Origin of the sequence: Enterococcus sp. FR204 (assembly GCF_031143325.1) — a bacterium.
Taxonomy (GTDB): domain Bacteria; phylum Bacillota; class Bacilli; order Lactobacillales; family Enterococcaceae; genus Enterococcus_B; species Enterococcus_B faecium.
This window is the reverse complement of record NZ_JAKZIW010000039.1, coordinates 1-20,098: the sequence shown is the minus strand read 5'-3', so window position 1 is coordinate 20,098 and position 20,098 is coordinate 1. Positions and strand designations below refer to the sequence as shown.

General features: G+C 39.0%; 11 protein-coding genes, 4 tRNA genes, 2 pseudogenes, 1 riboswitch and 1 other annotated feature. Of the genes and pseudogenes, 12 read left to right on the top strand and 5 right to left on the bottom strand.

Annotated elements, in window-relative coordinates; all coding sequences use genetic code 11:
- The first annotated feature begins 3 nt into the window (after positions 1-3).
- The 7 genes from RG571_RS09270 (at position 4) to RG571_RS09240 (ending at position 4,251) form a co-directional block, all read left to right on the top strand.
- A tRNA-Phe gene (locus RG571_RS09270) sits at positions 4-76 on the top strand.
- A gap of 4 nt (positions 77-80) precedes the next feature.
- Positions 81-151: transfer RNA gene (locus tag RG571_RS09265), tRNA-Gly, on the top strand.
- Positions 152-163: 12 nt separating this feature from the next.
- Positions 164-237 (top strand) — tRNA-Ile (locus RG571_RS09260).
- Between the two features lie 11 nt (positions 238-248).
- A tRNA-Glu gene (locus RG571_RS09255) sits at positions 249-320 on the top strand.
- 188 nt (positions 321-508) lie between these two features.
- A riboswitch (SMK box riboswitch) is annotated at positions 509-588 on the top strand.
- Positions 586-1,779, top strand: a complete 1,194-nt coding sequence (gene metK, locus RG571_RS09250; protein WP_002289731.1) for a methionine adenosyltransferase — start codon at positions 586-588, stop codon at positions 1,777-1,779. (Overlaps the previous riboswitch by 3 nt.)
- A gap of 128 nt (positions 1,780-1,907) precedes the next feature.
- Positions 1,908-3,380: an MDR family MFS transporter gene (locus RG571_RS09245; RefSeq protein WP_002318392.1), complete on the top strand. Its 1,473-nt coding sequence runs from the start codon at positions 1,908-1,910 to the stop codon at positions 3,378-3,380.
- 82 nt (positions 3,381-3,462) lie between these two features.
- Entirely contained in the window at positions 3,463-4,251 is a 789-nt protein-coding gene (locus RG571_RS09240) for an alpha/beta hydrolase family protein (protein WP_002339892.1), read from the top strand.
- A 66-nt stretch (positions 4,252-4,317) separates the two neighbouring features.
- Here the strand turns inward: RG571_RS09240 and RG571_RS09235 are convergent, their stop codons facing one another.
- Positions 4,318-4,986 carry a TetR family transcriptional regulator gene (locus RG571_RS09235; protein ID WP_002328374.1) on the bottom strand — a complete coding sequence of 223 codons (669 nt, stop codon included), beginning with the start codon at positions 4,984-4,986 and terminating at the stop codon, positions 4,318-4,320.
- 111 nt (positions 4,987-5,097) lie between these two features.
- On the opposite strand from RG571_RS09235, the gene RG571_RS09230 reads away from it, so the two are divergent.
- A complete protein-coding gene (locus RG571_RS09230; protein WP_002318389.1) occupies positions 5,098-6,810 on the top strand; it encodes an ABC transporter ATP-binding protein in 1,713 nt (570 codons plus the stop codon).
- 2 nt (positions 6,811-6,812) lie between these two features.
- Entirely contained in the window at positions 6,813-8,582 is a 1,770-nt protein-coding gene (locus RG571_RS09225; RefSeq protein ID WP_002318388.1) for an ABC transporter ATP-binding protein, read from the top strand.
- Positions 8,583-8,786: 204 nt separating this feature from the next.
- Here the strand turns inward: RG571_RS09225 and RG571_RS09220 are convergent, their stop codons facing one another.
- Genes RG571_RS09220 through RG571_RS09210 form a run of 3 tightly spaced genes read right to left on the bottom strand, consistent with a single transcriptional unit; the run spans position 8,787 to position 10,965 of the window.
- Positions 8,787-9,353 (bottom strand): class I SAM-dependent methyltransferase, encoded by a 567-nt coding sequence (locus RG571_RS09220; protein WP_308947797.1) that lies wholly within the window; start codon positions 9,351-9,353, stop codon positions 8,787-8,789.
- Positions 9,353-10,309, bottom strand: a complete 957-nt coding sequence (locus RG571_RS09215; RefSeq protein WP_002285909.1) for a TIGR01212 family radical SAM protein — start codon at positions 10,307-10,309, stop codon at positions 9,353-9,355. The genes RG571_RS09220 and RG571_RS09215 overlap by 1 nt, the downstream gene beginning before the upstream one ends.
- Positions 10,309-10,965: a phosphatase PAP2 family protein gene (locus RG571_RS09210; RefSeq protein ID WP_131774687.1), complete on the bottom strand. Its 657-nt coding sequence runs from the start codon at positions 10,963-10,965 to the stop codon at positions 10,309-10,311. Before RG571_RS09210 ends, RG571_RS09215 begins: the two co-directional genes overlap by 1 nt.
- A 370-nt stretch (positions 10,966-11,335) precedes the next feature.
- Here RG571_RS09210 and RG571_RS09205 point away from each other — a divergent pair, with 370 nt between their 5' ends.
- The 3 genes and pseudogenes from RG571_RS09205 (at position 11,336) to RG571_RS09195 (ending at position 18,107) form a co-directional block, all read left to right on the top strand.
- Positions 11,336-13,366: a LysM peptidoglycan-binding domain-containing protein gene (locus tag RG571_RS09205; RefSeq protein ID WP_104875150.1), complete on the top strand. Its 2,031-nt coding sequence runs from the start codon at positions 11,336-11,338 to the stop codon at positions 13,364-13,366.
- Positions 13,367-13,435: 69 nt separating this feature from the next.
- Positions 13,436-13,642 (top strand) — a binding site (T-box leader).
- Between the two features lie 150 nt (positions 13,643-13,792).
- Positions 13,793-16,207 (top strand): leucine--tRNA ligase, encoded by a 2,415-nt coding sequence (gene leuS, locus RG571_RS09200; RefSeq protein WP_114635032.1) that lies wholly within the window; start codon positions 13,793-13,795, stop codon positions 16,205-16,207.
- 347 nt (positions 16,208-16,554) lie between these two features.
- Positions 16,555-18,107, top strand: a pseudogene (locus RG571_RS09195) (WD40/YVTN/BNR-like repeat-containing protein).
- A 380-nt stretch (positions 18,108-18,487) separates the two neighbouring features.
- Here RG571_RS09195 and RG571_RS09190 read toward each other — a convergent pair.
- Positions 18,488-20,098, bottom strand: a pseudogene (locus RG571_RS09190) (ABC transporter ATP-binding protein); the annotation flags it as partial.

Genomic DNA, 20,098 nt, shown 5'->3' with positions numbered 1-20,098 from the left:
TTTGGCTCGGTAGCTCAGTTGGTAGAGCAATGGATTGAAGCTCCATGTGTCGGCAGTTCGATTCTGTCCCGCGCCATTATGCGGGTGTAGTTTAGTGGTAAAACCACAGCCTTCCAAGCTGTTGTCGCGAGTTCGATTCTCGTCACCCGCTTTTAGTTTTTATGGGCCTATAGCTCAGCTGGTTAGAGCGCACGCCTGATAAGCGTGAGGTCGATGGTTCGAGTCCATTTAGGCCCATTTATTTTATTGGCCCGTTGGTCAAGCGGTTAAGACACCGCCCTTTCACGGCGGTAACACGGGTTCGAATCCCGTACGGGTCATGAAAGATACTTTTTGAGTATCTTTTTCTTTTTATCTGAAAGAATGATTTTAAAAAGCTTAGCAGAGTTATCTTTATGGATGATTGTGCTAAGCTTTTTTGGACAGTTCTAATGTAAAATATTTTTATATTTTTTAAGCAAAAAAATGAAAAAATACGAGCAGAAAACTGTTTTATCTGCTATACTTGGTTCGTTGCAAGTTCCCGAAAGGATCCGCAGGACGGAGATGCCTTGTAACCGAATTTAACTAGGGGGAATCATTATAATGGTAGAAAGACACTTATTTACATCAGAATCTGTTTCTGAAGGACATCCAGATAAAATTGCTGACCAAATCAGTGATGCAATCTTGGATGCAATTTTAAAACAAGATCCAACAGCACGAGTAGCGTGTGAAACGTCTGTAACAACTGGTCTTGTTTTAGTATTTGGAGAAATATCTACGACGGCATATGTAGATATTCAAAAAGTCGTACGGGAAACAATAAAAGAAATTGGTTATACACGTGCAAAATTCGGATTTGATGGAGATACAGCAGCTGTATTGGTTGCGATTGATGAACAATCTCCTGATATTGCTCAAGGAGTTGATGAAGCACTTGAGATCCGGGATGAAGATAAAAAAGACGTATTAGATGAGATTGGTGCTGGCGACCAAGGTTTAATGTTTGGGTTTGCTGTAGATGAAACACCAGAATTGATGCCTTTACCAATCGCTTTGAGTCATCGTCTGGTACGCCGCTTGGCAGATTTGCGTAAATCAAATGAATTAACGTATTTACGTCCAGATGCAAAATCTCAAGTAACGGTTGAATATGATGATCAAGGACAACCGGAACGCGTAGATACAATCGTTATTTCAACACAGCATGATGATGCAGTAGATAATGAAACAATTCGTCATGATGTCATCGAAAAAGTAGTGAAGGAAGTTATTCCAGCTGAATTATTAGATGATCAAACGAAATATTATATCAATCCGACTGGCCGATTTGTCATTGGTGGTCCTCAAGGGGATGCCGGATTAACAGGAAGAAAAATCATTGTTGATACGTATGGCGGTTATGCTCGTCATGGTGGCGGTGCTTTTTCTGGTAAAGATGCGACAAAAGTTGACCGTTCTGCCAGCTATGCTGCACGTTATATTGCTAAAAACATTGTTGCAGCAGGGCTTGCTCGCAAAGCAGAAGTACAGCTAGCTTATGCGATTGGTGTTGCTCAACCTGTTTCGATCTCAATCAATACTTTCGGTACTGGAACGGTTCCGGAAGAAGAACTGATTGCTGCAGTGAGAGAAAACTTCGATCTTCGGCCAGCAGGAATCATCGAGATGCTTGATTTGCGTCGTCCGATTTACAAACAAACAGCTGCTTACGGTCATTTTGGCCGTACAGATGTAGATTTGCCTTGGGAACATACGGACAAAGTAGATGCGTTGAAAGCAAGTTTAGCAAAATAAGTTATATTCAGCTGGAACGATCGCCAAGTGGTGGTTGTTCCAGCTTTTTTATGGCAGTTAACCTCTTGAAAAAGATAGTAATTATTTATCTATTTTTAGATCCTGTCATAATGAAAGGGAGGAATAAGATGAAAAAAGAAACAAATGTTACTTTGGTCACAGTGAGTATTTTCATTGCAACGTTCATGACGGCTATTGAAGGTACAATCGTAACAACCGCTATGCCAACGATTGTCGGTTCATTACATGGAATGGAAATCATGAACTGGGTATTTTCGATTTATTTGCTGACAAACGCTATGCTTACTCCGATTTACGGAAAACTTGCGGATAAAGTGGGACGGAAACCAATCTTTATTTTTGGGACATTATTGTTTATTATCGGTTCGTTATTTTGCGGTTTATCTCAAAGCATGATTGGGTTGATTGCTGCTCGTGCGATTCAAGGGATGGGTGCTGGGGCAATGATGCCAGTAGCTTTGACGATCATCGGCGATCTTTATTCTATTGAAAAGCGAGCAAAAGTTTTAGGTTTGAATAGTTCAGCCTGGGGGATTGCCAGTGTTTTTGGACCGCTTGCGGGAGGATTCATCGTTGAAACGATCAGCTGGCACTGGATCTTTTTTATCAATGTGCCGATCGGTATTCTATTAATTATTTTGATTTGGCTATATTTAAATGAACCAAAAATCATACATGAGTCTAAACCAATGGATATTTTTGGTAGTTTTAGTTTGATGGCTATGCTGGTCTCATTGCTGTTAGGGTTCCAATTATTAGGAGACGAGGGAATGAGTCCGCTTGTTTCTGCTTTGTTGCTAGGCAGTATCGTACTGTTGGGTGTTTTTATTTTTGCTGAAAAAAGAGCTAAAGATCCTGTCATCATGATGCATTTATTCAAAAATCCACTATTTGTTGTGGTAAACTTGGCTGCAGCATTGGCTAGTGGTTTTTTGATGGGAATCGATGTTTATATTCCTATGTGGATGCAAGGTGTATTAGGACTGAATGCAGCAATTGGTGGGTTGGTATTAGCACCATTATCACTAGTCTGGATGGTCGGTTCTTTCCTTGCAAGCAAGTGGATGACTCAAATGAAAACTCATTGGGTCTTGAGAATTGGACTACTAATCGCAGCTATTGGGGGCGCTTGGTTGTATCTTATGCCTTTCAGAAGTAACTATTTATGGTTTTTTGCTATATCAACGGTCATCGGTATAGGCTTAGGTGTGACCATGACTACCTCGACTGTCAGTGCACAAAATAGTGTATCTCGTGACCAGCTTGGTGTAGCAACTTCTTTTAATACGTTAGTTCGAACAATTGGTCAAACAGTCATGGTTTCTATTTTTGGTTTATTGATAAATGGGGTAACTAAACGAGAACTTGCAGCAGCAAATTTAACAAATGATGCAGATATCATGAATAAACTGGTGAATCCACAAACGGCTAAATATATTGATGCGGATATTTTGTTACCATTAAGAAAAATTCTTTATGATGGGTTACATTCCGTTTATCTAGTTGGCTTGTTACTCGTGATCATTGCTTTGGTCTTAACGCTTTTCGTTCATGAAAAAAGTGGTAAAATAAAACAGTAGTTTCGGTTAAGATATGTACATAGCCGAATCATTCAAATTTAAAGTTATTCAAAAATAACTTCTTACTAAGGAAGGCGAAAATATGGCATTTATTCAAGCAAATATTTATTCGAATGTGTTAGAAATGGAAGTCAATCTAAATGTGATACTACCGCAAACAACAAAAAAGGTGATTGGCACCAGTTCAGAGCAAGAGACAACGGATATACCTGTTTTATATTTACTTCATGGAATGGGTGGCAATCATAGTGTATGGGAAAGACGTACGTCGATTGAACGTTATGTAGCAGACTACGGATTAGCTGTCATCATGCCATCTACTGATCTTGGCTGGTACACAGATACAGTTTATGATATGAAGTATTGGACATTCATTGCAGAAGAGCTACCTGAGATTTGTCATGAATTATTCCCGCAATTAACAAGAAAAAGAGAAAAAACATATGCCGCCGGATTATCGATGGGCGGATATGGCGCGTTAAAACTAGGCCTTGCAAAATCAGAAAATTTCGCAGCAGTAATCTCTCTTTCAGGCGCTGTTTCTGTAGGGAATCGAATGGATGATCTTTTGATGGTTCGTAAAGTAGCTTTTTGGGAAGGGATCTTTGGACCATTGGATCAAATCGAAGGTTCAAAAAATGATCCGCAATACTTACTGAAAGAACTAGTAAAAAGCGGAAAACCAGTTCCAAGATTTTATATGGCTTGTGGGGAATCTGATTTTCTTTATCAGGCAAATCAGGAAATGGTATCTGCTATGCAGGAACAAGGCTTGGCGGTCACCTTTGAACAAGGACCTGGCGATCATAACTGGATCTTCTGGGACCAATGGATTCAACGTGCATTGGCGTGGCTAATGGAAGAAAAATAAAAAAAGAGTCTTAAAAAGATAGCTCCTATAGAGATCACAAACATAGTGATCTCTATAGGAGCTTTTTTACTGCTCGTTTTCTCTTCTTTTATTTTGTTGGCATAAGCCTTCAATATAGGTTTGTGCACTCGTTAGAAAGAGTGCTTTTTCATTCAATTCTGCATGGGACTGCATATTTTCTTTAAATCCCTCTAATTGATTTTCAACTACATAATTACGCATAAATAGAACTGTTTCTTTCAAAAATTCATTTCCGTCCATAATCTTTTGCCGAAGCTGCTGTTCATGCTGCTGATCCATTAACTGTCCAATCAATAAATTGTGGAGAGAGGCAATGGCCTGATGACTTTGGGTGACTGAAAATCCTTCACGAACAAGTAATTGGATCATTTGCTCCAAATGTTCTAATCGACTCGGAAAAGCGGGCACAGTATTGATTTCTAATTCTGCCCCACAAGGGAAACGTGTATAAAGGTCATAGTAATTTTCCATATACTGCAGCAACTGTTCATTCCAAGGCAAAGTTGGATCTGGAAGCGCTAATTCTTCTTCCATTGTTTCAGCCATTTTTTGCAAGAGCTGTTGTTTGTTTTTGAAATACCAATATAAAGCAGGTGCTTGAACATGAATTCTGTTTGCGATGTTTCGCATGGAAAGCTGCGAAAGAGCTTGTGTTTCAGCCAGGATATCAAAGGCGGCCTGAATGATGATTGCTTGAGAAAGCTTTATTTCCATTTTATCAACCTCGTGTATTGCATTATCTTTTTAAACATGGTAAATTGACAGGACTAATTTTACAGTGTTAAATTAGTCCTGTCAATTTAAACAAAGGGGTGTAATCAACGAATGAAATTAATCTTACGACATGCGAAAAAATATAAAGTAGCTGTTTTTATTTCCTTGCTGTCCGTAGCAGTCATGGTTGCAGCAGCATTATGGCAACCTAAGTTACTACAGCAAGTATTGGAAGCTATTATTACAGAAGATAATGATGAAATGAAAACAATTGGTATTTACCTGATCAGTCTGGCTTTACTAGGATTAGCCGCAGGTGTAACGAACACGATTTTCTCTGCAAAAGTAGCTCAAGGCGTAAGTGCAGATATCCGAGAAGAAGCATTTCGAAAGATCCAGACATTTTCATTTGGAAATATCGAACAGTTCTCTGCTGGAAATCTTGTTGTTCGTCTAACAAATGATATCACGCAAATCCAAAATTTAGTGATGATTTCTTTGCAATCACTTTTTCGAATTCCATTCTTATTTATTGGTGCCTTCATTTTAGCTATGATCACGATGCCGCAATTATGGTGGATCATCGTAGCGCTTATCGTTACGGTATTTCTGATTACGGCACTTTCATTTACAAGGATGGGCAAGCACTTCATGATCATTCAAAAACTGATTGATCGTGTGAATAGCATTGCAAAAGAAAACTTACTAGGGATTCGTGTAGTGAAATCTTTTGTACAAGAAGAAAACCAATTGAAGTCATTCAGCAAAGTAAGTGAGGACTTAACAAAACACAACATCATAGTCGGTACATTATTTTCTGTGATGATCCCGTCCTTCATGCTGGCTGCCAATTTGGCTGTGGTTGGGGCGATCTTTTTTGTGAGCGATCTTGTTAAAGATGATCCTACGTTAATTGGTGGAATTGCTTCATTCATGAACTACTTGATGCAGATTATGATGGCAATCATTATTGGCGGAATGATGATGATGATGACTTCAAGAGCAGCCGTATCGCTGAAGCGGATTGCGGAAATTTTAGATGCTGAACCAGATCTTACTTATTTAGACGTTCCAGAACAAGAGTTGACGGGTTCTGTCACTTTTGACCATGTTTCTTTTCGTTATCCTGGTGAGGATACAGATACGCTTAAAGATATCAGCTTTTCTATCAAACCTGGAGAAATGGTTGGTATCGTCGGGGCGACTGGTGCCGGGAAGTCAACACTAGCACAATTGATCCCTCGTCTATTTGATCCGACAGAAGGCAAAGTTGAAGTAGGTGGTGTAGATCTTCGTCAAGTAAATGAAAAGAGTTTAAGACAAACGGTGTCCTTTGTTTTGCAAAAAGCAATTTTATTCTCAGGAACGATTGCTCAAAACTTGCGTCAAGGGAAAAAGAATGCAACAGAAAAAGAGATGGAACATGCTTCTTCTATTGCTCAAGCAAAAGAATTCATCGAAAAGTTATCTGATCGTTACGAAGCACCAGTAGAAGAACGTAGCAGTAACTTTTCTGGTGGTCAAAAGCAACGTTTATCCATTACTCGTGGCGTTATCGGTAATCCAAAGATCTTGATCCTAGATGACAGTACGAGTGCATTGGATGCTCGCTCTGAAAAGCTGGTCCGAGAAGCACTCGATCGAGATTTGAAGGGAACAACGACGATTGTCATCGCACAAAAAATTGCTTCTGTTGTCAAAGCAGACCGCATCTTAGTATTGGATGAAGGCAGATTAGTCGGCGAAGGAACCCATGAGGAATTGGTAGCTGGAAACCGTGTCTATCAGGAAATCTTTGAAACTCAAAAAGGAACGGAGGAGTAAGTATGACTGATCTAATAAAAGCAAGTAAATTTTTCTATCACTATTTGAAGCGGTACAAACTCTCCTTTTTCTTTATCTTTATCACAGTGATCATTGCTACCTATCTACAAGTAAAGGCACCTCAATACATCGGGGAAGCTTTTCAAGAATTAGCTAATTACGTAGGAGGCTTGATGCAAGGCGTAGACGATAAAAGCAAATTTGTTTCTGTAATATGGAAACTCTTGCTGTTTTATGTACTAGCTAGTGCAGCCAACTTTATCTATAGTATTTTGTTCACACAAGTAGTAGGGAAGTCAACGAACCGAATGCGTATCGGTCTATTCAACAAATTGGAAAAATTGACGATCCGTTTCTTTGATTCTCATCAAGACGGTGAAATTTTAAGTCGTTTTACCAGTGACTTAGATAATATTCAAAATAGTTTGAACCAAGCTTTGCTTCAAGTCATCACGAATGCTGTTTTACTTGTCGGGATCTTGATCATGATGTTCCGCCAAAATGTAGAGTTAGCTTGGGCTACAATTGCTTCCACTCCAGTAGCCGTTTTGATAGCTGTCTTGATTATCCGCAAAGCACGGAAATATGTGGATCTTCAGCAAGATGAAGTGGGGAAACTAAATGGTTATATGGATGAAAAAATCAGCGGACAACGTGTCATCATCACAAATGGCTTACAAGAAGAAACGATTGAAGGATTCTTAGAGCATAATCAAAGTGTTCGCGAAGCAACCTTCAAAGGACAAGCTTATTCTGGTCTACTATTTCCGATGATGCAAGGAATGTCACTGGTCAATACAGCGATAGTTATCTTTTTCGGCGGCTGGTTAGCATTAAATGGTGATTTGGAACGTTCGGTGGCATTAGGCTTAGTTGTGACATTCGTCCAGTATTCACAACAATATTACCAACCACTGATGCAGATTTCATCTGGATACAGCATGATCCAATTAGCGATTACAGGGGCAAGACGATTGAATGAAATGTTTGATGAAAAAGATGAAGTCAAACCAGAAAACGGTAAAGCATTTGATGGTGTTGAAAAAGGTCTTGCGTTGCAGCACGTAGATTTTGGTTATTCTCCAGAAAAACTAGTCTTGAAAGATGTCTCGATCAATGTGGACAAAGGAGAAATGGTTGCTCTTGTTGGTCCAACAGGATCGGGGAAAACGACGATCATGAATCTGCTAAACCGTTTTTACGATGTCAATGATGGTTCAGTAGTCATCGATGGAATAGATATCCGAGATTATGATCTTGATGCATTACGTAGACATGTAGGAATCGTTTTGCAAGAATCTGTATTGTTCTCCGGAACGATCAAAGACAATATCACATTCGGCAAACCGGACGCTTCAGATGAAGAAGTCATCAATGCAGCAAAACAAGCGAATATTCATGACTTCATCATGACGTTAGAAAAAGGTTATGATACAGAGATATCCGAAGAAAATAACTTATTCAGTACAGGTCAAAAGCAGTTGATCAGTATTGCTCGAACGATCATCACAAATCCATCTTTATTGATTTTGGATGAAGCAACAAGTAATGTAGACACGGTAACAGAAGCAAGGATCCAAAAAGCAATGGATGAAGCAATCAAAGGAAGAACCAGCTTTGTGATTGCTCACCGGCTGAAAACAATCTTGAATGCAGATAGAATCGTTGTCTTGCGTGATGGGGAAGTCATTGAAGAAGGCAGTCATCACGAGTTATTAGCAGAAAATGGATTTTATGCGGAACTTTATCATAATCAATTTGTATTTGAATAAAGAGGTTGTGAAAAAGCTGTCCTGCATCAAGTAATAAGAACAGCCAATCAAAAACAGCTTCTCATGTTTTTGATTTGGTTGGACTTATTACCGCAGATGCAAGCTTTTGAGCACCGTGAATAAAGAGGTTATGAAATCAACGCCTTAACCTGAGTATTAGAGAAAAAAACGCAAAACATATCATTTATGTTTTGCGTTTTTTATTTATCTTTTTTTCTCAATACAATATAAAATAGGCGGCTGGTTCTTTTGGTTGATAAACCGATAATTCAGCACATTATATGTTTCCTGTGGCAGTTTGGAACAAAAAGAATCAACCATATCCAGTTCTTTTTCTTCACCTTCATGACCATAGTAGACGACAAGGATCAATCGTCCGCGAGGCACAAGTCGTTTCAATATTTCTTCCATAGCTGTGCGTGTAGTCTCTGGCATAGTGATGATTGCTTTATCACTTTTTGGGAGATACCCTAGATTGAAAATCCCTGCTTTGAGATTTTGTTGTTCAGCTATCACTTCTCCTAAAGTTTCGTGGCCTTGTAGAAACAATGAGACACGTTCTTCTAACTGACGCTGTTCTAGCCTTTCACGAGTAGCATCGATTGCTTGTTGCTGGATATCGAAACTATAGACATGACCAGTTTTTCCGATGTGTTCTGCTAGAAAAACCGTATCGTGGCCATTGCCCATCGTTGCATCTACGACGTGATCCCCTGGTTGCAAGATTTCTTGCAGTAATGTATGGCTGAAATGCAAAGCAGTTTGCAACATCAGACGCTCACCTTTTTCCGTACATCATATTTTCCTTGGAAGCTATCTCTGCGAAGAAGTTCTTCATCAATTGCATTCAAGACTTCCCATTTTTTCAAGCTCCACATTGGTCCAATCAAGGAATCCCACGGCGCATCCCCTGTCAAACGATGGATGATGATCTCTTTTGGTATCATTTCCAGCTGGTCGCAAATGACATTGACATAGTCAGGACGGCTCATTAATTGAAGGCGACCTTCATGATAGTCCCGCAACATTCTCGTTTTGCGCATCAGATGCATCAAATGAAGCTTGATTCCTTGGATATCTGAATCTAAAATGGTGCGTCTGACATTTTCTTTCATCATTTCTAAACTTTCGCCTGGTAATCCGTTGATCAAATGCGTACAAACACGGATATTATGTTTGCGTAATTTAGCCACGCCATCTAAATAAGTTTGATAATCATGTGCTCGGTTGATCAGTTTTGAAGTTTCTTCAAAAGTTGTTTGCAATCCAAGTTCTACCCATAAATACATCCGCTCGTTCAGTTCAGCAAGGTAATCAACTACTTCATCTGGCAGACAATCCGGTCGTGTACCGACTGATAATCCTACGACACCTGGTAAATTGACTACTTGCTCAAATCGTTCTTTGATTATTTCAACTGGCGCATGGGTGTTTGTAAAATTTTGGAAATAAACGATGTATTGTTGGACATGAGGCCATTTTTGATGCATCATGTCGATTTCTTTCTGGAATTGGATTGGAAGAGGGTCTTCAGGTGCAACGATCATGTCACCCGAACCAGATACACTGCAAAAAGTACATCCGCCATGGGCAACAGTCCCATCTCGATTCGGACAGTCGAACCCTCCATCGATAGGCACCTTGAAAATTTTCCCGCCAAACTCATTTCGTAAAGCGTAATTCCAAGAATGATATCTTTTATTTCCTTCTGAATAAGGAAAAGTCATTAAAAGTCCTTCTTTCTGTAAGAGTTATCTATTTGTTTTCTTTTTTCTCTATACACTGGATAAGTCAGGCACAGCCAAGAAAGACTGAGTAAGTAGCCGCCGATGATATCAGTAGGAAAATGAACGCCCAGATAAATGCGGCTTATCCCGACACTTACTATAATAAACACCATCAGCAATTGAAGCAATGTGCGTAAGGTTCTTTTTTGAACAAAAGCTGGAAGCAGAAATAGTAAAGAACCGTAAAGAATCATACTGCCTGCTGCATGTCCACTAGGGAAACTGTAACTTGTTTCAACTACTAAGTGCGCCAATGAAGGACGCTCTCGCATGAAAAATAGTTTGATCACCGGGTTGATGATTCCAGCAATTACAATAAATCCAGAAACGAACCAAAATGTTTCTGCCCTTTTTTTCTTATACCACATCCGTAAAGCCGCACAAGCAAATAAAATGATGACGGTAAGAGGATTACCGAATTTAGTCATAAAGAGTTGGTAGCTGTTCAGATCAGGATAAGAAGCTCTGACAATGCCTGTAAACCACTGATCGAAACCAGAAAGCCACGACAGATGGAACTTTACGATCCAGCCCAAAATGAAAAACAGGGCAAGAAAGAAGCTACCAGCCACCTGAAATGATGTTTTATATTTCATACAATTCCTCCTTTGAAGCAATGACTTATTATAGCATTTTTGGTCCAGCGAAAAAAACGGTAAAGAGATAAAACCAATGTATGATTCCTCTTTGAATAACCAATATTCTTATAAAAAAAAATAACTGTAATCGGAAAGACATTTTTTGGTAATGCAAATGAAATGTTAGGGAAATAAAATCAGTGTTTTTCGAAATCCTTTTAAACAAGAACGTAGACGTAGGAAGAACTTGAAAATGAACAGAAGTTGTTCATTACGGTAAATTACAATATGATTACAAAAAACAACAAAGCTCTTAAATAACTTTTAATAAATATTAAGAGAAGTTATAATTATTAATAATAGATAAATTGAAGTTGGAGGATAGAAGATGGAAAACATTGCAAGAAAAGAACGGAGACGTTTAGAACAGACCAAACGTTTTCGAAAAGCAAAACGAGGGGCAGCAATCGTGGGAACTGCGATGGTAGGCTGTTCTGTCGCTGCCCCATTAGTACAGCCGGTTCCTGTTCAAGCGGATGAAACACCTGTTCAGTTCGGCGCAAGAATCAATACAGCGGCATTTATCACAGAAATTGCTACTTATGCTCAACCAATCGCTCAAGCCAACGATCTATATGCATCAGTGATGATCGCACAAGCAGTTGTAGAAAGCGGTTGGGGCAGTAGTGCGTTATCTCAAGCACCTTATTATAATCTTTTTGGGATAAAAGGCAGCTATCAAGGACAAACCGTCTACATGGATACGCTTGAATTTTTAAATAATCAATGGGTAAATAAAAAGGAGCCTTTCCGACAATATCCTTCTTTTGCTGAATCTTTCAATGACAATGCCTATGTACTTAGAAATACTTCATTTGGCAACGGTTATTACTATGCCGGTACTTGGAAGAGCAACACGAAATCCTATACAGATGCGACAGCTTGTTTGACAGGGCGTTATGCGACTGATCCTGGTTACGCAGGCAAATTAAATAATATCATCGCAACTTACGGATTGACCCAATATGATACACCAGCTAGCGGAAACGCAGGCGGTGGAGCGACTACAGGTGGCAATAATACTGGAAGTACAGGTAGTACTGGCGGTTCAAGCAATTCTGGTAATACAAACTCAGGTTCAGCAACTTCGACCACTTATACTGTCCAATCTGGTGATTCTGTTTGGGGAATCTCAAATAAATTCGGTATCACAATGGATCAATTGATCCAATGGAACAACATCCAAAACAATTTCATTTATCCAGGACAAAAACTGACAATCAAAGGTAGCCAGGAAAATGGCTCTTCGACGAATAATTCCGGTAACAATACCAATTCTTCAGGAAATGCTGGTACATCAAACGGAGGACAAACAACTGGTGCGAAATACACTGTTCAATCTGGTGATTCTGTTTGGAAGATCTCAAATGATCACGGAATTACGATGGCTCAATTGATTGAATGGAACAATATCAAGAACAATTTCGTTTATCCAGGACAACAGCTAATCGTATCAAATGGCGGTTCTTCTAATGCTGGAGCAAATACTGGCTCAAATACTGGCTCAAATACTGGGAATACAAGTGGCTCTAGTTCGTCCAGCTCAAGTTCTTCTAATACAGCTTCAGGAACGAAATATACAGTTAAAGCCGGAGACTCTGTTTGGAGCGTCTCAAATAAATACGGAATTACGATGGCTCAGCTAATCCAATGGAACAATATCCAAAATAACTTTATCTACCCAGGACAACAACTGACTGTTTCAAACAGTGGATCAACAAACAGCACGTCAGGTAATACAGGTTCGTCAACCAATACAAATAACAGCAGTTCAGTTAATACTGGCAGCAGTTCGTCTCAAGGCACTTATACCGTGAAAGCAGGTGAATCTGTTTGGAGCGTGGCAAATAAAAACGGCATCACGATGGATCAGTTAATCGAATGGAATAATATCAAAAACAACTTCATTTATCCAGGACAGCAATTGATCGTTAAAGGTGGAACTTCGGCAAATACAAATACAGGTTCAACTACTTCTGCAGCGAAACCAAATACACCGAATACGTCTGCTACGACAAGTACATCATCCACTGGTAATACGATGTATACCGTGAAAGCGGGCGAGTCAGTTTGGAGCGTAGCGAACAAACATCATATCACGATGGATCAGTTAATCGAATGGAATAATATCAAAAATAATTTTATCTATCCAGGACAGCAAGTGATTGTGAAGAAAGGTTCATCTCAATCAACAAACCAACAATCAGTTACTGGTTCGAAAACCTATACTGTGAAATCTGGAGAATCTGTTTGGAGTGTTGCTGACAGTCATGGAATTACAATGGCTCAACTAATCGAATGGAACAATATTAAGAACAACTTTATTTATCCAGGTCAAACATTGATTGTAGCTAAATAAAATAGCTGTTCGAAGAAATAACGATTGAATTCCACAAAAATATTTGTTACTATAAGGCTACTTAAATATGACAACACTTGAAAAGGAAGTAGTAAAAAGACTGAAGTTTCAGAGAGCGCATGGCTGGTGAGAATGTGCACGGATGCTTTTGAACTCGCCTTTGAGTTGCCCTTGCTGAATACCCGAGTAAGCAAGCGGCGGTGACGGCCGTTACAACGTTCGAGGCCTTTTCACTAAGGTAAAATTAGGTGGTACCGCGTAGATTACGTCCTATAAAAAGAGCAATCTTTTTATAGGATTTTTTTATTTCTTTTGTGAAGTTTGAAAAACCAAAGCAAAAGGAAATAAAAATAAACAGATTCTGCCGGTTTTTTCGTTATATTTATAATAGAAACAAGTGTTTTCAATAGAACAGGAGGACAGCAAATGAGTTACAATCATAAAGAAATTGAGAAAAAATGGCAAAAATACTGGGCAAAAACGAATACTTTCAACACCCATGATGATCCTGAAAAGCCAAAATTTTACGCACTGGATATGTTTCCCTATCCATCCGGTCAAGGGCTACATGTAGGGCATCCTGAAGGTTATACGGCAACGGATATCCTTTCACGTGTGAAAAGAAGTCAAGGATACAACGTACTGCATCCAATGGGGTGGGATGCATTCGGTCTGCCTGCTGAACAATATGCGCTAGATACAGGAAACGATCCGGCTGAGTTTACCCAAAAAAATATCGAAACATTCCGACGCCAAATCAATTCTTTAGGATTTAGTTATGACTGGAATCGCGAAGTGAATACAACTGATCCGGAGTATTATAAATGGACACAATGGATCTTTACGAAGCTTTATGAAAAAGGTCTAGCTTATGAAGCAGAAGTAGCGGTAAACTGGGTACCTGAATTAGGAACAGTTATTTCAAATGAAGAAGTGATCGATGGGAAAAGTGAACGTGGTGGCTATGATGTAGTCAGAAAACCAATGCGCCAATGGATGCTGAAAATCACTGCTTATGCTGATCGCTTATTGGATGATCTAGAATTAGTTGATTGGCCAGAAAGCATTAAAGAAATGCAAAGAAATTGGATCGGTCGTTCGGTAGGAGCAAATATTGAATTTAAAGTGGCTGGTACGGATAAATCCTATACCGTATTTACGACACGACCAGATACTCTATTCGGTGCAACTTACTCGGTTCTTGCACCTGAACTAGATCTTGTTAGAGAAATTACGACCCCTGAACAAAAAGCTGCTGTAAAAGCTTATATCGAAGAGACAGCTAAAAAATCAGATCTAAAGAGAACAGATCTTGCAAAAGAAAAAACAGGAGTATTTACTGGTGCTTATGCAATCAATCCAGTTAATGGCAAGGAAATCCCAATCTGGATCGCCGATTATGTATTATCTTCATACGGCACAGGAGCTATCATGGCTGTTCCGGCACATGATGAACGTGACTTTGAATTCGCTCAAACTTTCGGACTAGAAATTCTTCCAGTTATCGAAGGTGGAGATGTTGAAAAAGCTGCTTACACAGAAGATGGTACGCACATCAACTCTGAATTTCTAGACGGCATGAACAAACAAGAAGCAATCGATAAAATGAATGAATGGCTAGAAGAAAATGGCGTAGGGAAAAAAGAAGTCAGCTATCGCTTACGTGACTGGCTATTCTCCCGTCAACGTTACTGGGGTGAACCAATCCCAATCATCCATTGGGAGGACGGAACAGTCACAGCTGTCCCAGAAGAAGAGCTACCATTACGGTTGCCTAAGACAAAAAACATCAAGCCAAGCGGTACTGGAGAATCTCCATTAGCAAATATCGAGGAGTGGGTCAATGTCGTTGATCCTGTAACAGGTAAAAAAGGCCGTCGCGAAACGAATACAATGCCACAATGGGCAGGAAGCTCATGGTATTACCTGCGTTATATCGACCCTCATAACAAAAAAGAACTAGCAGATTATGAAAAGTTGAAGCGTTGGCTACCAGTTGACATCTACATTGGTGGAGCAGAACATGCGGTACTTCATTTACTATATGCACGATTCTGGCATAAATTCTTATACGATATCGGTGTTGTTCCTACAAAAGAACCATTCCAAAAACTATACAATCAAGGAATGATCTTAGGCGAAAACAACGAAAAAATGTCAAAATCTCGTGGTAATGTAGTCAATCCTGATGATGTGGTCGAAACTTACGGTGCAGATACACTGCGCATGTACGAAATGTTCATGGGGCCATTAGATGCTTCGATTGCTTGGAGCGAAAATGGCTTAGAAGGAAGCCGTAAATTCTTGGATCGTGTATGGCGTTTGATCGTTGATGAGAACAATAAAATGCGTGACCGTATCACTACATTGAATGATGGCAAGCTTGATAAAGTGTATCATCAAACAGTGAAAAAAGTGACAGAAGACTATGAAAATCTTCATTTCAATACAGCAATCTCCCAATTGATGGTCTTTATCAATGAAGCCTATAAAGTGGACGCTCTGCCTTATGAATATATCGAAGGATTTGTTCAACTACTCGCACCGATTGCTCCTCACATGGGTGAAGAACTATGGGCAATCCTTGGAAATGATGGTGGTATTTCTTACGCACCATGGCCAACATACGATGAAGCAGCACTTGTTGAAGATGAAGTAGAAGTTGTTTTCCAAGTAAACGGTAAAGTTCGTGCGAAAAGCAATGTTCCCCGAGACTTAGGAAAAGATGAGCTAGAAAAAGCAGCATTAGCCAATGAAATAGTGCAAGAATATATTGAAGGCAAAACAGTCAGAAAAGTTATTGTGGTACCAAACAAGTTAGTCAATATCGTTGCTAATTAATTGGCTCTTTGTCAATAAGGACTGATGAGTTGTGCAAAATCAAATCTGGTCCAGAATGAACTTCATTCTGTCTCAGATTTTTTGTTATTTCAAATTGATTAATTGATTGATCAAAAAGTTTTTGATTTTCATGTTCTCAAACACGTTCAATGTCTTTTTCTTCTGAATGGTCTTGTAAGAGATCTCTGTAATCATCAAATTTTTGTCTATTAATCTTAGTATTTTTTGATGTATAAACTACCTGAAATTGAGAGTACATACCAAATTCATAAATTTTTTATTAGTGGGACTAGTGATTGTATGGATTTTGACGCATAATGAATGAAGTATGAGAAAAGGAGAGACAAATGGATCAAGAACTATTTATTATCGAAGTATTATCAGCTAAACAAAAAATTATCGAGAAAGCGAAAAAAAGAGCGAAAAGAATAATGTTCAAGCTTTTAAGCTTAGTATTTTTCTCTGGTTTGCTTTTTTTCGGAGCTGTATCGTTCCTATATCGCCATATGAGTGCAGTAGTCCGTTCAGCTGAAGGGATGCAAAAATTAAATAATTTGTATCACTTTTCGTGGGGAGTTGGCGGAATAACAATTGTTGTGCTTATTGTTTTTCTTCTACTTATTTGGCTCCGTTACCATCAATTGTCGCGTCATTTCGATCAATGGCTTAGTCAAAGAGCACAACAGTTTTTACATAATAAACCAACTTCTCAAGATGATGACTATCTTTATTTTGAGAAGACTTCGACGAGTCAAGCTTTTCGGATACAAAAAAGTGATTGCCAGTTATTGCTGAGATCACTTGATGATTTACCTGTCTACTTAGGCGAAAGCAAATCAAAATTCGGAATGAACACATTCCATATTTTTTACTAGAAAACGAACCCAGATGGGAAAAAAGCCAGTCTTCGCCTGGTGGATACCTGACAACTAAGATGAGTACATTAGTCACTGGTTTTTTCCTCATTCTTTTAGCTGGAACAATCTATTATGGGAGATATACTCAGCCAAAAATGTCTTCTCATATAAATGCTGCTTCTCACATGACAATGAACTCAACTAACGATACGCATATACAAAAGACAAATGAAGGGTTGTTAGCTGATCCTAAGCAAAAGGTAAATTTGACAACACAAAAGATAAATGATCTCAAACTTGATACAGAGACGCACTCTCTCTATATGACAACAGATAGTGGTGCTAATTGGGTATTTGTGCCGATTGATTCGCAATGGTTGCGTTTTGGCGAATACACCCTGACAACGGGGCTGATTCCTGAAGGTTATTGGATGGACAACACATATGATATTTCCGCCGATTTCTCATGGTTTATCTATTCTTCTGGGGATGATGTACGTCTGCTGACTTCAAGAGATAATGGTAAAACATGGCAAACGTCTATTATCACCCAATCAGTTCAGCCGATACGTTATCGAAAAGCAGTATTTTATGGCAACGATGGTCTATTTATCTGTACATCAGCCAGTGGGATGTCTGCAGAAACTTTGTACATTTACACTACTATGGATGGCGGAATCACTTGGATAAAAAGTGGAAGTACAATGATCAATCAGCCAGTACAAAATGTCAGCTTCGTTACAACTTCTTTAGGTTTTGTTTCGACACGTGAAAGTTTGTTTTATACAAATAACGGAGGACGCTCATTCAAAGAATCAGTTCTGTCGATTCCGGAAAACTATCAGACAGGGGGGATAGATCTTTTTCAATCACCAAATGAAGTTACTCAAATAAGCGCGAATACGTTAGAGACAAAATTTTATTTGTTGAAAAAAGGACCAATCGATGCAGGGAAAATGTTTGCCTGCCTCTTCCGTTCAACTGATAACGGGGAAACATGGCAATTCGTTCAGCAACTATCGCAAGTAGAACAAGGAGATTAAAGAAGAGAGATTGTGAGCCTGACGTTCAGCTCCGAGTCACAAGAAACAAATTCAAAAAACAGCTTCTCATATTTGTTGAATAGTGTAACTCGTGATTCGGAGTTGACAAGAGCAACAAGAAGCGATTTTGAAGAATAGCTTCTCGTATTTTACAAGATCGTGTCTTATTGCCGATAGGTTGTCTCTTGAACACCGTTTATTCGTAAAAAGGGATTGTGACAAGACTGTTGTCACTACTTACCGAACGAAACTGAAGGAGCTATCCAAAAAGTATCATTAGTATTATTCTTTGTGTTTCTAGTGGCACCACTAGTACATTTAAAAAAGCTATCGATCATGGATTAATCATACATGATCGATAGCTTTTTAGATAATGTTTGTTACGCTATCTGAAATTGACTATTATAAAGACTGGCATAAAGCGTTGGTGATTGGAGTAGTTCAGAATGTGTTCCTTTTTCGACGATATCGCCATTCTTCATTACAAGGATCATGTCTGCATTTTCAATCGTTGACAAACGGTGTGCAATCACAAAACTTGTCCTATCTTTTGTCACAGCTTCCATTGCTTGCTGAATCAATGCTTCTGTTCGTGTATCTACGCTAGAAGTTGCTTCATCTAAAATAACGACAGGAGGATTCGCTAGAATGACTCGAGCAATTGTCAATAATTGTTGCTGTCCTTGAGATAACGTGCCGTTTTCGCTAGAAATGATCGTATCATATCCGTCTGGCAGTGTTCGAATAAAGTGATCACATTGTGCGATTTCAGCCGCTTCGATAATTTGTTCTCTTGTGGCATCCATTTTCCCGTAGGCGATATTATCAGCTACCGTTCCTTCAAACAGCCAGGTATTTTGTAAAACCATCCCAAAAGAACGACGTAGTTCTCCACGTGAAAGCTTGGTAATATCAAGACCGTCGAATTCGATCTTTCCTTTATTCAGTTCATAAAAACGCATCAGCAGATTGACTAAAGTCGTTTTTCCTGCACCAGTTGGACCAACGATCGCTACCGTTTGTTTTGGCTTTACTGAAAAATCGACTTGATTCATCAATATTTTATCTGATGTGTAACCAAACTGTACATTTTTGAAAGCCATTTTTCCTTTCGGTTGTTCTAAAAGTCTTGCATCTGGAAGGTCTGGAATTTCATCTGTTTCATCTAATATCTCAAATATCCTATCGATTGCTGCCATTGCGGATTGGATCGAGTTGATCACATAAGAAGCGGTAGAAATTGGTTCAGAAATCTGATTGATGTACTGAAGATAAGCTTGTAAGAAGCCGATCGTCACACCACCTGATAGAACAAGCATAGCACCGAATACCGCACTTATGATGAAGGCGAGTTGATTAATGAAACGAATGGCCGGATAGATAGCAAAGTTCATAAATTGAGCACGTTTAAAAGCGTTGTATTGCTTTTTATTTACTTCGTGTATAGCAGCTTCTGCATGAGCTTGCTGATTGAATGTTTTGACCACTAGATTACCAGCTAAGATTTCTTCCATTCGATTATTTAAAACACCCAGTTCATACTGATTCTGTTCAGAAATCTGTTTGTTTTTGTTCGCAATCTTAGTTGTAACAATTGAACTGCCAACGATCAGCAATAAGACGAGCAAAGTAAGCTTGCTTTCGATATAAAACAGCATCAGACCGGCAGCAGCTATTGTTACGACAGAAGTAAAAAATTGATTGATAACCTGTCAATAACACTTGAGAAAGTTGAATGAGACCGGTAGTTGTCCGACTAATGATGTCACCTACTTGATGATTGTCAAAAAACGACATCGGTAATGTTTTGAATTTTTTTGTGATTTCTTTTCGCACCCTCAATGTGATCTTTTCGCTTAACGCTGCCATTGTCCGTTCCTGAATAAATGAAGTGATGCTGCTTAAGACTGAACAGCCGATCAGCAATAAGACAGGGAACAACAATGCTTGTTTGATATCACTGAAAGAAAGCTGTCCAATACCTGTTTTCT